This window comes from Xanthomonas sp. AM6, from assembly GCF_025665335.1.
In the GTDB taxonomy this organism is placed as follows: Bacteria; Pseudomonadota; Gammaproteobacteria; order Xanthomonadales; family Xanthomonadaceae; genus Xanthomonas_A.
Map to the genome: position 1 here is coordinate 1,779,753 of NZ_CP106869.1, position 12,961 is coordinate 1,792,713.

A 12,961-nucleotide genomic window follows, 5' to 3' on the forward strand; every position below is an offset into this window, starting at 1 on the left:
CTCGTTCAGCTGCGGAGGCGGCGCGGTGCGCCAATGGGGGTGTCCCGGTACTGCAGGAGCCGCCAGCGGCCTGCCGCCCGTCGCGCCCGGGCATCCGGCAGGCCGATGCCGATGCGCCGCCTGCCGCGCCCGCGACGCCTCAGGCCGGTTCGATGCTCAGCGGCGCGCGATCGGCCGGTTCCAGCAGGTCCGCCTCCTCGTCGCAGGGCACGTCCCAGGCGCTGGAGGCCACGTCCAGGCCCAGCGCGCGGCGCACCGGCGCGAAGCTGCGCCGGTGCTGCGGGCACGGGCCGTGGGCCTGCAGCGCCGCCAGATGGGCCGGCGTGCTGTAGCCCTTGTGCAGGTCGAAGCGGTACTGCGGGTGCTGCTCGTGCAGCTGCCGCATCAGGCGGTCGCGGGTGACCTTGGCCACGATCGACGCGGCCATGATCGCGCGGTCGCGCGCGTCGCCGCCGATCAGCGCTTCGGCCGCGCACGGCAGGCCCTTGGGGATGCGGTTGCCGTCGATGCGCGCGAACTGGGCGACGTGGGCCACGCCCTCGACCGCGCGGCGCATGCCGAGCATGGTCGCCTGGTAGATGTTGATGCGGTCGATCTCGTCGTTGTCGATCAGCACCACCGACCACGCCAGCGCGCGCTCGACGATGCGCGCGTACAGCTGTTCGCGGCGCTCGGCGTTGAGCTGCTTGGAGTCGTTCAGGCCGTTGATGCGCGGCCGCGATGGATCGAACACCACCGCCGCCACCGCCACCGGCCCGGCCAGCGGGCCACGCCCGGCTTCGTCGACGCCGGCGTAGAGCAGGGATTGGTGCGTGGGGATTGGGGATTGGAACAGCAGGCCGGAGCCGTCGGAGTGCTTCATGGCGCCGCCCTCGCATCCCGAATCCCGGCTTCCGAATCCCGGCTCCCGAGCACCTCCAGCACCGCATCGGCCGCGCGCGCCGAGGCGTCCTGGCGCAGCAGCCGGTGCAGGCGCTGGTATTCGGGCTGCAGCGCGGCCACCGCCTGCGGGTCGCGCAGCCAGTGCAGCAGCGCGGCGGCGAGTGCGTCAGGGGTGCAGGCGTCCTGCATCAGCTCAGGCGCCAGGTCGCGGCCGGCGAGGATGTTGGGCAGCGCGTAGCGGTCCACCTTCAGCAAACCCAGCGCCTTGACCAGGCGGTAGGTCAGCGGCGCGACCTTGTAGCCGACCACCATCGGCCGCTTCACCAGCATGGTCTCCAGCGTCGCGGTGCCGGAGGCCAGCAGCACCACGTCGGCAGCGAGCAGGGCGATGCGCGCCTGGCCGTCGAGCAGGTGCGAATACACCACGGGCAGTGCCGAGCGCGACAGCTGTTCGGCGAGCAGGGCCTTGCACGCGGGATTGGCGGCCGGCACCACCACGTGCGCGCCCGGGACCTGCTGCAGCACCTGCCAGGCGGCGGCGAAGAAGGTGTCGCCGAGCCGGCCGATCTCGCCCAGGCGGCTGCCCGGCAACACCGCCAGCACGGTCGCCGCGGCCGGCAGGCCGAGTTCGGCGCGCGCGGCGTCGCGGTCGCCGTGCAGCGCGATCGCGTCGGCCATCGGGTGGCCGACGAAGCGCGCATCCACGCCGTGCCTGGCGTAGATCGGCGGCTCCATCGGGAACAGGCACAGCACCCGGTCGGCGCTGGCGCCGATCTTGGCCGCGCGCTTCTCGCGCCAGGCCCATACCGACGGGCTGACGTAGTGCACGGTGCGGATGCCGCGCTGCTTGAGCCAGCGCTCCACGCCGAGGTTGAAGTCGGGCGCGTCGATGCCGACGAACACGTCCGGGCGCCAGTCCAGCAGGCGCTGGCGCAGCGCGCGGCGCAGCTTCAGCAGCCGCGGCAGGTGCCGCAGCACCTCCATCAGGCCCATCACCGCCAGCTCGCTGGCATCGAACCAGGTCTGGCACCCGGCGCCGCGCATCGCATCGCCGCCGATGCCGGCGAACTCCGCCTGCGGATGGCGCGCACGCAGCGCCTCGATCAACCCGGCGCCAAGCTGGTCGCCGGAGGCTTCGCCGGCGACCAGGGCGATGCGCAGCTTCGCTGCGCCGGGATTGGGGAGTGGGGATTGGGGAGTGGTCGAGGCAGGAGCGGGGGCGTCGGCGTCCATGGTGCCGCCGTTGCCAATCCCCACTCCCGACTCCCGAATCCCGGCATTCATCGCAACAACGGCCGCTCGCTGGCTTCGATGAATTCCAGCATCGCGCGCACGTCCTCGCTGGTTTCGGCCAGCACCGCCAGTTGCTGCTTGGCCTCGGCCAGCGGCAGGCCGGCCACGTACAGCGCGCGGTAGGCGCGCTTGATCGCGGCCAGGCGCTCGGGATCGAAGCCGCGGCGCTTGAGGCCTTCGCTGTTGATGCCGCGCGGGCGTCCCAGCGAATTGCCGCCGACCATCGTGAAGGGCGGCACGTCGCCGTTGATCAGCGCGCCCATGCCGAGGAAGGCGTGATCGCCGATGCGGCAGAACTGGTGCGCGCCGGCGAAGCCGCTGATGATCACGTGGTCGCCGACTTCCACATGCCCGGCCAGGGTGGTGTTGTTGGAGAACACGCAGTGGTTGCCGACCACGCAGTCGTGGGCGACGTGGGTGTAGGCCAGGAACCAGTTGTCGCTGCCGACGCGGGTGATGCCGCCGCCGTTGCCGGTGCCGCGGCTGACGGTGACGAACTCGCGGATCACGTTGCGGTCGCCGACCACCAGTTCGGTGCGCTCGCCGGCGAACTTCTTGTCCTGCGGGTCGCCGCCGAGCGCGACGTGGCCGACCAGGTGGTTGTCGCGGCCGATCCGGGTCGGGCCGACGATGCTGCAATGCGGGCCGATCACGCTGCCCGTGCCGATCTCGACCTCGGCGCCGATCAGGGTGAAGGCGCCGACGCGCACGTCCGCGGCCAGCGTCGCCGACGGGTCGATCACCGCGCTGGGATGGATGAGGGGGGCGTTGTCGCTCATTGCAGGTCTCCTGCCCGGATCATTCGCGGGTGCCGGCGCACAGCACCTCGGCGCAGGCGACGACCTTGCCGTCCACCTTGGCTTCGCCGTAGTACACGGCCATGTTGCGGATCACGCGCCTGATTTCCACGTGCAGCTCCAGCACGTCGCCGGGCACCACCTGGCTGCTGAAGCGCGCCTTGTCGACCTTGACCATGTAGAACAGCTTGGACTGCGCGTCGCGGCCCAGCGCCAGCTGGGTCAGCACGCCGCCGGCCTGCGCCAGCGCCTCGATGATCAGCACGCCGGGCATGATCGGCTGGCCCGGGAAGTGGCCCTGGAAGAACGGCTCGTTGATGCTGACGTTCTTGTGCGCGACGATCTTCCTGTTCTCGAAGTCCAGGGAAACCACCTTGTCCACCAGCAGGAACGGATAGCGGTGCGGGATCAGGGCCTGGATCTGGTTGATGTCCGGCAGGGTCTGGTCGTGGCTCATTGCTTCTCCTTGCTTACAGACAGGATGCGACGGGCCAGGGCATCGAGCTGCTTGAAGCGCGCGGCGTTCTTGCGCCACGTGCGGTTGTCGGTCAACGGGGTGCCGGACGAATATTCGCCCGGCTCATGGATGGAGTTGCGTACCACCGACTTGCCGGTGATCACCACCTTGTCGCAGATTTCCAGGTGGCCGACCACGCCGACCGCGCCGCCGAGCATGCAGTAGCGGCCGATCTTGGCGCTGCCGGCGATGCCGGTGCAGCCGGCGATCGCGCTGTGCGCGCCGATGTGCACGTTGTGCGCGACCTGCACCAGGTTGTCCAGGCGCACGTCTTCCTCGAGCGTGGTGTCCTCCAGCGCGCCGCGGTCGACGCAGGCGTTGGCGCCGATCTCGCAATCGTCGCCGATCACCACGCCGCCGAGCTGCGGCACCTTGATCCAGTGGCCGGCGTCCATCGCCAGGCCGAAGCCGTCGGCGCCGAGCACCGCGCCCGGGTGGATGTGCACGCGCCGTCCCAGGCGCACGCGGGTGACCAGGGTGACGCGGGCGATCAGCTCGCAGCCGTCGCCGACCTGGCAATCGTCGCCGATCACGCAGCCCGGGCCGATCACGCAGCCCTCGCCGATCACGCTGCGCGCGCCGATGCTGACGAAGGCGCCGATGTGCGCGGTCGGCGCGACCTGCGCGCTTGGGTCGATGCTGGCGCTGGCATGGATGCCGGGCGGACGCGTCGGCGCCACGTCGAACAGCGCGGCGATCTTGGCGAAGGCGACGTAGGGATCGCGCGCGATTAGCGCGGTGCCGGGCGCCGCTTCGGCATCGTCGGCGCGCAGCACCACCACCGCGGCGGCGCTGTCGGCCAACTGCGCGCGGTAGCGCGGATTGGCCAGGAAACTGAGCTGGCCGGGGCCGGCATGCGCCAGCGTGGCGACGCCATGCACGGCAACGCCACCGTCGCCATGCACCTGCAGGCCGAAGCGCTCGGCGATCTCGTGTGCGGTATGGGTAGGAATATTCACGTAGGGATTCTACCGCGTGCCATCGGCCGGGTCATGCCGCGCCCGTGCGGCAGGTCGCGTGGGCAAGGGGGCCAATGCGGGCGGCCGCCATGGCGGCGATCAGCCAACCCGAGAAAAGCCTGTTTCGGCAGGTCGCAATCAATCGGCGGGAGAAACGTCCACGCATCGATCGGCCGCGACCAGCCAACTGGAGCAAAGCCGACAGGCGCGGGGATTTGGAAAGAAGGCCGGGCCCGCGATTCGCACCGCGAATCGTGGAGCGTCAGCGCGGAACGCGATGACGCGCTCCAAGCCCCGGGGCCATGCTCCCGCACAGCGGGAACATGGGGCCGCCAGGGCATAGCCCTGGCGGCGCGTGGCAGCTCTTAGAACTGCCCGCCGAAGGTGAACTGCAGGCGCTCGATCTCGTCGTTGTCTTCCTTCTTCAACGGGAACGCATAGCTGATCGAGATCGGGCCGACCGGCGCCCGCCACAGCAGCGCCACGCCGGTGGAGGCGCGCAGTTCGTTGGTCTTGTAGTTGTCCACGCCGTTGAACACGTTGCCGACGTCGACGAACGCGGAGACGCGCGCCGACGGGCTGTCGAACAGCTTGGGGAAGTACAGTTCCGCCGAGCCGACGGTCTTGAACGAACCGCCCAGCGGCTGCCCGCGGCTGTACGAGGCGGTGGCTTCCGAACGCGGGCCGAGGGTGTTGTCCTCGAAGCCGCGCACCGAGTTGGTGCCGCCGGCGTAGAAGTTCTCGTAGAACGGCAGGCCCGAGGCGGTAACCGTGCGGGTGGTGCCGTCGGCATTGGTGATGGTGCGCGAGACGTCGCTGCCGTAGCTGTCGCCGTAGCCGAACTCGGCGCGGGTGTTGAGCACGATCGACGGGATGATCGGCCAGTACTTGGAGATCTGGTAGTTCAGCTTCCAGTACTCGACGGTGGAGCCGGGCAGGGTGGCTTCCAGGCCGACGCGCTGGTACATGCCGCGGGTCGGCATGAAGTAGTCGTTGCGGGTGTCGCGCGCCCAGCCCAGTTCGCTGCGCCAGGCATGGAAGGTGCGCTGCCCCATCGCGTCGATGTAGTCGATGATCGCGCGCGGCGTGTAGCTGGGGTAGGTGGTGATCTGGTTGCTGTCGATGCCGAACATCAGCGAGACGGTGTCGTTCTCGGTGATCGGCACGCCGAAGATTATCTGCGCTGCGCCGTTCTTGCTGTTGTACTGGGCGGTGCCGAAGTCGGAGTAGTCCAACTTGCGGTAGGAGATGTTGTAGCCCAGCGACACGCCGTCGTCGGTGAAGAACGGATTGGTGTAGGAGAACGCGTAGCGCTCCTGGTAGCTGCTGCGCGAGGCGTCCACCGAGACGCGGTTGCCGCCGCCGAGGAAGTTGTTCTGCGACAACTGGATCGAGGTGGTCACGCCGTAGGTCTGCGAATAGCCCAGGCCGAAGGTGAAGCTGCCGGAGGTGGTTTCCTTGACGCTGTAGACCACGTCGACCTTGTCGTTGCTGCCCGGCACCGGCGGCGTTTCCACGTCCACCGACTCGAAGTAGCCCAGCCGCTGCAGGCGGATCTTGGAGCGGTCGATCGCCGCCTGCGAGTACCAGCTGTTCTCGAACTGGCGCATCTCGCGGCGCAGCACTTCGTCGGAGGTGCGGGTGTTGCCCTTGAACACGATGCGGCGCACCGCCACGCGCGGGCCCGGCACCACCTGCAGGTTGATCGCGACGGTGCGCTTCTCGCGGTCGGTGGTGGGGATCGGGTTGACCTTGGCGAAGGCGTAGCCGATGTTGCTGAGGGTGTTGGTGATCGCGTCGGAGCTGAATTCCAGCAGCGCGCGCGAGAAGGTGTCGCCCGGCTTGGGAATCACCAGCTTCTCGACCTCTTCCTGCGGCAGCACGGTGTCGCCGGTGACCTTGATGTCGGAGATCTTGTACTGCTCGCCTTCGGTGATGCCGGCGGTCAGGTACATGTTGCGCTTGTCCGGGCTGATCGACACCTGGGTGGAATCGACGCTGAAATCGACGTAGCCGCGGTCCAGGTACCAGGAGTTGAGCTTCTCCAGGTCGCCGGACAGCTTTTCCTTGGAATACTGGTCGTCGCGGCGGTACCACGACAGCCAGTTGTGCTCGCGCGACTCCCAGCTCTCCAGGATGTCCTCGGTGGCGAACTTCTCGGTGCCGACGATGTTGACGTGCTGGATCTTGGCGGCCTTGCCTTCCTTGATCGCGATCGCCACGTCGACCCGGTTGCGGTCCAGCGGGCTCACCGTCGGGGTGATCTCGACGTTGTACTTGCCGCGATTGTTGTACTGGCGGGTCAGCTCCTGGGTCACCCGGTCCAGGCTCAGCCGGTCGAAGGTGCCGCCCTCGGTCAGGCCGATGTCCGACAGGCCCTTGAGCAGCTCTTCGCTCTTGATGTCCTTGTTGCCGGTGACGGTCAGCTTGTTGATCGCCGGGCGTTCCTTGACCGTGACCACCAGAATGTTGCCCTGGCGGTCGACCTGCACGTCCTCGAAGAACCCGGTGCGGTACAGCGCGCGGATCGCCTCGCCGACCTTGGCGTCGTCGACCGTGTCGCCGCGTTCCACCGGCAAGTAGGTGAACACGGTACCGGAGGAGATGCGTTGCAGCCCGTCGACGCGGATGTCGCTGGCGGTGAAGGGCTCCGTCGCCTGGGCCAGGGCCGGCAGGCTGAGGCTGGCGGCGAGGGCGAGGGCTAGCAGGCGGCGAGAGGGAAATCGCGTCATGTCACGTCCGGTAGAGGTCGATATCGTTGTTGCATGGGCGCCGGCGCAAGACGACGACAGCGTGGTCGGGTGGAGCAGCGGCGGGTTCATCGCAGGACCTGGCCGAAGATGTCGTTGTAGAACGCCAACCCCATCAGCCCGGCCAGCAGCGTCAAACCGACGAACTGCCCCGCCGCCATGGCACGCTCGCTCAGCGGGCTGCCCTTGACCAACTCGATAAGGTAATACAGCAAGTGCCCGCCGTCCAAGATCGGAATCGGCAGCAGGTTCATGATCGCCAGGCTCAGCGACAGCAGCGCCAGGAAATACAGGAACCAGTCCGGGCCCTGCTTGGCCGACACGTTGGCGACCTTGGCGATGGTGATCGGCCCGGACACGTTCTTGAGCGAGGCCTGGCCGGTCAGCATGCGCTGGATGATGCCCAGCGTATCGCCGGCCAGCTTGCCGGTCTCGCGGAACGCGGCCGGGATCGCCGCCAGCGGGCCGTACTGCAGCTTGGCGTCGAACGCCGGCGCCGGACGGTCCTGCTGGCCAACCTTCACGCCCAGCGACAGGCCTTTCAGCTGCGGGTTCTTGCTGGGGGTGAGGCGCACGTCCAGCGCCAGCCGCTCGCCGTTGCGCTCGACCTCGACCAGGCCGCTGCCGCCGTTCCTGGCCAGGGCCTGGACCTGCGGCGCGACCTGGTCGGCGCTGACGATCGAGGCGCCGTCCACCGCCAGGATGCGGTCGCCGGGGCGCAGCACGCCGTCGGCCGCCGAGCCCGGGGTCACCTCGGCGACGAGCGCCGGCTGCAGAGTGAATTGCCAGGCCAGGCCGGCCAGGCGCGGCACCTGCTGCTCGTCGAAGCCGGCGGGCAGCTGCGACAGGCGCAGGGTATGCACGCGGCTGGCGCCGTCACGGGTGTCCTCGGTCTGGATGCGCACGTCGGCGCGGTCCATCGCCGCCACGGTCAGCTGCATGCTGGCATCGCTCCAGCTGCTGACCGCACGCGTGCCGATGCGCACGATGCGCTCGCCCGGCTGCAGCCCGGCCTGCAGCGCCAGGCCCTCGGCGCGGCCGACCACCGCCGCGTAGTCCTGCTTGCCGATCACGAACATCGCCCACAGCAGCGCCACGCACAGCACCAGGTTGGCGATCGGGCCGGCGGCGACGATGGCGATGCGCTGCCACACGCTCTTGTTGTTGAAGGCCTGGGCGCGTTCGGCCGGGGCCACTTCGCCCTCGCGCTCGTCGAGCATCTTCACGTAGCCGCCCAGCGGGATCGCGGCGATCGCGAACTCGGTGCCGTGGCGGTCGTAGCGCGACCACAGCGGCTTGCCGAAGCCGACCGAGAAGCGCAGCACCTTGACCCCGCAGCGGCGGGCGACCCAGAAATGGCCGAATTCGTGGAAGGTCACCAGTACGCCCAGGCTGACCAGCATCCACCAGACGGACCCGATGAAGTCACCCATGCGCGTGGCTCATAGGGGCGTGCGTGTCAGACATGGGCAGGCTGGCGGGCAATGGCGAGTTCGGTGATCTTGCGCGATTGCGCGTCCGCCGCCAGCAGCGCGTCCAGGGAGTCGGCCGCGCCCGCGGGCAGCACGGTCAGGGCGTTCTCGACCAGCGCAGGAATCGATAGGAAACCGATACGGCCCTGAAGAAAGGCTGAAACGGCCACTTCGTTGGCCGCGTTCAGGATCGCCGGGGCGCTGCCGCCGGCCTGCATCGCGCGCCAGGCCAGGCCCAGGCACGGGAACGCCTCCAGGTCCGCCGGCTCGAACTCCAGGCGGCCGTGGGCCAGCAGGTCCAGCCCGGCGACCCCGGACTCGATCCGCTGCGGCCAGCCCAGGCCCACCGCCAGGGTGGTGCGCATGTCCGGCAAACCCATCTGCGCCAAGGTGGAACCGTCGATGAACTCCACCAGCGAGTGCACCAGGCTCTGCGGGTGCACCAGCACCTCGATGCGCGACGGCGGCAGCGCGAACAGGTGGTGCGCCTCGATCACTTCCAGGCCCTTGTTCATCAGCGTGGCCGAGTCGACCGAGATCTTCGGGCCCATCGACCACTTCGGGTGCGCCACCGCCTGCGCCGGGGTCACCGCCTGCAGGCGCGTGCGGTCCCAGCCGCGGAACGGGCCGCCGGAGGCGGTCAGCAGCACCCGCCGCACCTCGGCACCGGCCTGGCGCGAGCGCAGGCACTGGAAGATCGCGCTGTGCTCGCTGTCGATCGGGATGATCTCGGCGCCGGCCGCGGCCGCCGCCGCGGTGACCAGCTCGCCGGCCAGCACCAGCGATTCCTTGTTGGCCAGCAGCAGGCGCTTGCCGGCGCGGGCCGCGGCCAGGGTCGAGCCCAGGCCGGCGGCGCCGACGATCGCGGCGACCACGCTGTCGCAGGCGTCGCTGGCCACCAGCTGCTCCAGCGCGGCGGGGCCGGCATGGGCTTCGGTGCGCAGCCCGGCATCGCGCAGGCCGTCGCGCAGCGCCGCGTACAGGGCCGGGTCGGCGATCACCGCGTGCGCGGGCCGGTGCGCGGCGCACAGCGCCAGCAGGCCGGCGACGTTGCCGCCGGCGGCCAGCACGCTGGCGCGCAGCCGCTGCGGATGGCGCGCGATCACGTCCAGCGCGGAGGCGCCGATCGAGCCGGTGGCGCCGAGCACGGCGATGGAGCGGACGGCGTCGGCCATGTTCAGAATCCGAAGATTTCCTTGCCCAGCGCGAAGATCGGCAGCGCCGCCAGCACGCCGTCGACCCGGTCCAGCACGCCGCCGTGGCCGGGAATCACGTTGCCCGAGTCCTTGGCGCCGACGTGGCGCTTGAGCAGGCTCTCGAACAGGTCGCCGACCACCGAGGCCAGCACGCTGACCGCGGCCACGATCAGCAGGCCGGGCAACTGCGGCACGGTGACCCCGGCCAGCCAGCCGAAGCCGGCGGCGCAGGCCAGCCCGGCCAGCAGCCCGCCGATCAGGCCCTCGACGGTCTTGTTGGGGCTGATCCGCGGCGCCAGCTTGTGCTTGCCGAACTGGCGCCCGGCGAAATAGGCGCCGGAATCGGCGGCCCACACGGTGACCAGCGCGGTCAGCAGCCAGCGGTGCCCGTTCGGCTCGCTGGCGTGGATCAGGCCCAGCGCCGACCAGGCCGGAACGATCGCCAGGGTGCCGGCGGCGAGCTTGAACACCCGCGCATAGGTGGCGTGGTCGGAGCCGAACTGGAAGAAGCGCAGCCACAGCAGCGCCACGCACCACCAGCCCACGCCGACCAGGGTGGTCAGCTGGAACAGCACCAGCGAGCCGGCCGAGGCCCACACCAGCAGCACCATCAGCAGCAGGTTCAGCACCAGCAGGATGGTGCGCGGCAGGGTGTCGTCGACCTCGGCCAGCTTCAGCCACTCCCATAGGCCGACCAGGAAGATCAGCGCGGCCAGCGCCGCCAGCCACTGGGTCGGCAGCAGCAGGATGGCGCAAATGGCCAGCGGGGCCATGATCAGCGCGGCGATGACGCGGGTACGGGTCATGCGGATGTGGTCTCCGTCGCCGTGGCGACTTGCGCGCTGGTCAGGCCGAAACGCCGCTCGCGGCTGGCGTAGTCGTCCAGGGCTTGTTGCAGCACCTCGGCGCCGAACTCGGGCCACAGGGTCTCGGTGAACCAGAGTTCGGTGTAGGCCAGCTGCCACAGCAGGAAATTGCTGATGCGCACGTCGCCGCCGGTACGGATGAACAGGTCCGGCGGCGGCAGGTCGGCCAGCGCCATGTGCGCCGACAGCAGGGCCTCGTCGATCTGTTCGGGGCGCAGGCGCCCGGCCGCGACTTCCTCGGCCAGCGCGCGCGCGGCCTGGGCGATGTCCTGGCGGCCGCCGTAGCTGGCCGCGATCGACAGGTGCAGGGCCTGGTTGTCGCGGGTGCGGGCCTCGGCCTGGGCCATGCGCTCGCGCAGCGACGGGGCGAAGCGCGAGCGGTCGCCGATGAAGCGCACGCGCACGCCGCGCCGCTGCAGTTCCTCGACCTCGCGGTCCAGCGCGTGCAGGAACAGCTTCATCAGCGCGTCCACTTCCTCCTGCGGGCGGCCCCAGTTCTCGCTGGAGAACGCGAACAGGGTCAGCGCGGGGATGCCGCGTTCCAGGCAGAAGTCGATGGTGCGGTTGACCGCGCGCGCGCCGGCGCGATGGCCGATCACGCGCGGCCGGCGGCGGCGCTGCGCCCAGCGGCCGTTGCCATCCATGATGATGGCGATGTGGCGGGGCAGGGACATGGAAGAGGGGTCCGAAGGCATGGCCGAAAAGGCGCAGGCTCAGACCGCCATCAGTTCCTGTTCCTTGCCCTTGACCACGTCGTCGACGTCCTTGATCGCCTTGTCGGTCAGCTTCTGGATGTCGTCCTCGGCGGCGCGCGCCTCGTCCTCGGTGACCTTCTTGTCCTTCAGCAGATCCTTGATCTGCTGGTTGGCGTCGCGGCGGATGTTGCGGATCGCGACCTTGCTGTCCTCGCCCTCGCTGTGCACGACCTTGGACAGCTCGCGGCGGCGCTCCTCGGTCAGCGCGGGCAGGTTGAGGCGGATCGTGGTGCCGGCGGTGTTCGGGGTCAGGCCCAGGTCCGAGGCCAGGATCGCCTTCTCCACCGCGCTGACCATCTGCTTTTCCCACGGGCTGATGGTCAGCGAGCGGGCATCGGCCACGGCGACGCTGGCGACCTGGCTCAGCGGCATTTCCGACCCGTAGTAGTTGACCTTCAGGTGCTCGACCAGGGCGGTCGAGGCGCGGCCGGTACGCACCTTGATGAGCGTATGGCGCAGCGCATCGATGCTCTTGGCCATGCGGGTCTGTGCGTCTTGCTTGATTTCGTTGAGCATCGCCGGTGTCCGTGCTGAATCTGAATCGGACGATTATAGCCTGCCGGGAATGGGGAATCGGGAATGGGGAATGGCAAAGGCAGATCCCGGCACGATTGACTGAACGACGCGCCGCGGGGAAGTAGCCTCGCGGCAATGTTGCAGCGCGCAACGCTCTTGCGATTCCCCAATCCCGAATCCCGATTCCCGGCTCTTCAGCTGCGCCCCTTGACCAAGGTCCCGATCTCCGCCCCGTGCAGGATCTTCAGCAGTTCGCCCGGCTGGCCCATGTTGAAGATGCGCAGCGGCAGGTCGCTGTCGCGGGCCAGCGCGAACGCAGCGGTGTCCATCACTTCCAGGTTGCGGGCGATCACTTCGTCGTAGGTCAGGCTGTCGAAGCGCACCGCGTCGGCGTGCTTCTTCGGGTCCTTGTCGTACACGCCGTCGACCTTGGTCGCTTTCAACAGCAGGTCGGCGCCGATCTCGATCGCGCGCAGCGCCGCGCCGGAGTCGGTGGTGAAGAACGGGTTGCCGGTACCGGCGGCGAAGATCGCGATGCGGCCCTTCTCCAGGTGGCGGATCGCGCGGCGGCGGATGAAGTCCTCGCACACGTCGTTGATCTTGATCGCGCTCATCACCCGCACCTTGGCGCCGAGCTTCTCCAGCGCGTCCTGCATCGCCAGCGCGTTGATGACCGTGGCCAGCATGCCCATGTGGTCGCCGGTGACCCGGTCCATGCCGCCGGCGGCCAGGCCGGCGCCGCGGAAGATGTTGCCGCCGCCGATCACCAGCGCCACTTCCGCGCCGGCCTGCTGCGCCTCGATCACTTCATGGGCGAGGCGGTTGATGACCTTGGGGTCGATGCCGTAGTCCCCGTCCCCCATCAGCGCTTCGCCGGAAAGTTTCAACAGGATGCGGCGATAGGCGAGCTGGGACATGGTGACCTCGTTGGGGGGACGGGCAAACCATGTGATTCTAG

At 69.3% G+C, this 12,961-nt stretch carries 12 protein-coding genes; all 12 read right to left on the reverse strand.

Features of this window, described 5'->3' with window-relative positions; all coding sequences use genetic code 11:
* Positions 1 to 139 precede the first annotated feature (139 nt).
* Complete coding sequence (locus OCJ37_RS07355) at positions 140 to 862, reverse strand: ribonuclease HII (protein WP_263113015.1); 723 nt, start codon at positions 860 to 862, stop codon at positions 140 to 142.
* Positions 859 to 2,115 carry a lipid-A-disaccharide synthase gene (gene lpxB / locus OCJ37_RS07360; RefSeq protein ID WP_263113016.1) on the reverse strand — a complete coding sequence of 419 codons (1,257 nt, stop codon included), beginning with the start codon at positions 2,113 to 2,115 and terminating at the stop codon, positions 859 to 861. Before lpxB ends, OCJ37_RS07355 begins: the two co-directional genes overlap by 4 nt.
* Positions 2,116 to 2,162: 47 nt before the next feature.
* Positions 2,163 to 2,954 (reverse strand): acyl-ACP--UDP-N-acetylglucosamine O-acyltransferase, encoded by a 792-nt coding sequence (lpxA, locus tag OCJ37_RS07365; protein ID WP_263113017.1) that lies wholly within the window; start codon positions 2,952 to 2,954, stop codon positions 2,163 to 2,165.
* A gap of 19 nt (positions 2,955 to 2,973) precedes the next feature.
* Positions 2,974 to 3,429: a 3-hydroxyacyl-ACP dehydratase FabZ gene (gene fabZ, locus OCJ37_RS07370; protein WP_263113018.1), complete on the reverse strand. Its 456-nt coding sequence runs from the start codon at positions 3,427 to 3,429 to the stop codon at positions 2,974 to 2,976.
* On the reverse strand, positions 3,426 to 4,448 hold the full coding sequence (gene lpxD / locus OCJ37_RS07375; RefSeq protein ID WP_263113019.1) for a UDP-3-O-(3-hydroxymyristoyl)glucosamine N-acyltransferase: 1,023 nt from the start codon (positions 4,446 to 4,448) through the stop codon (positions 3,426 to 3,428). Before lpxD ends, fabZ begins: the two co-directional genes overlap by 4 nt.
* 365 nt (positions 4,449 to 4,813) lie before the next feature.
* The gene (bamA, locus tag OCJ37_RS07380) at positions 4,814 to 7,180 is read right to left on the reverse strand and encodes an outer membrane protein assembly factor BamA (RefSeq protein WP_263113020.1); all 2,367 of its coding nucleotides are present in this window, start codon (positions 7,178 to 7,180) and stop codon (positions 4,814 to 4,816) included.
* A gap of 86 nt (positions 7,181 to 7,266) precedes the next feature.
* The gene (gene rseP / locus OCJ37_RS07385; protein WP_263113021.1) at positions 7,267 to 8,631 is read right to left on the reverse strand and encodes an RIP metalloprotease RseP; all 1,365 of its coding nucleotides are present in this window, start codon (positions 8,629 to 8,631) and stop codon (positions 7,267 to 7,269) included.
* A gap of 26 nt (positions 8,632 to 8,657) precedes the next feature.
* Entirely contained in the window at positions 8,658 to 9,845 is a 1,188-nt protein-coding gene (gene dxr, locus OCJ37_RS07390) for a 1-deoxy-D-xylulose-5-phosphate reductoisomerase (protein WP_263113022.1), read from the reverse strand.
* 2 nt (positions 9,846 to 9,847) lie between these two features.
* Entirely contained in the window at positions 9,848 to 10,672 is an 825-nt protein-coding gene (locus OCJ37_RS07395; protein ID WP_263113023.1) for a phosphatidate cytidylyltransferase, read from the reverse strand.
* Positions 10,669 to 11,427 (reverse strand): polyprenyl diphosphate synthase, encoded by a 759-nt coding sequence (gene uppS, locus OCJ37_RS07400; RefSeq protein ID WP_263113024.1) that lies wholly within the window; start codon positions 11,425 to 11,427, stop codon positions 10,669 to 10,671. The genes OCJ37_RS07395 and uppS overlap by 4 nt, the downstream gene beginning before the upstream one ends.
* A gap of 18 nt (positions 11,428 to 11,445) precedes the next feature.
* On the reverse strand, positions 11,446 to 12,003 hold the full coding sequence (gene frr / locus OCJ37_RS07405; RefSeq protein WP_263113025.1) for a ribosome recycling factor: 558 nt from the start codon (positions 12,001 to 12,003) through the stop codon (positions 11,446 to 11,448).
* 194 nt (positions 12,004 to 12,197) lie between these two features.
* Complete coding sequence (gene pyrH, locus OCJ37_RS07410; RefSeq protein WP_104558608.1) at positions 12,198 to 12,920, reverse strand: UMP kinase; 723 nt, start codon at positions 12,918 to 12,920, stop codon at positions 12,198 to 12,200.
* Between the last annotated feature and the right edge of the window lie 41 nt (positions 12,921 to 12,961).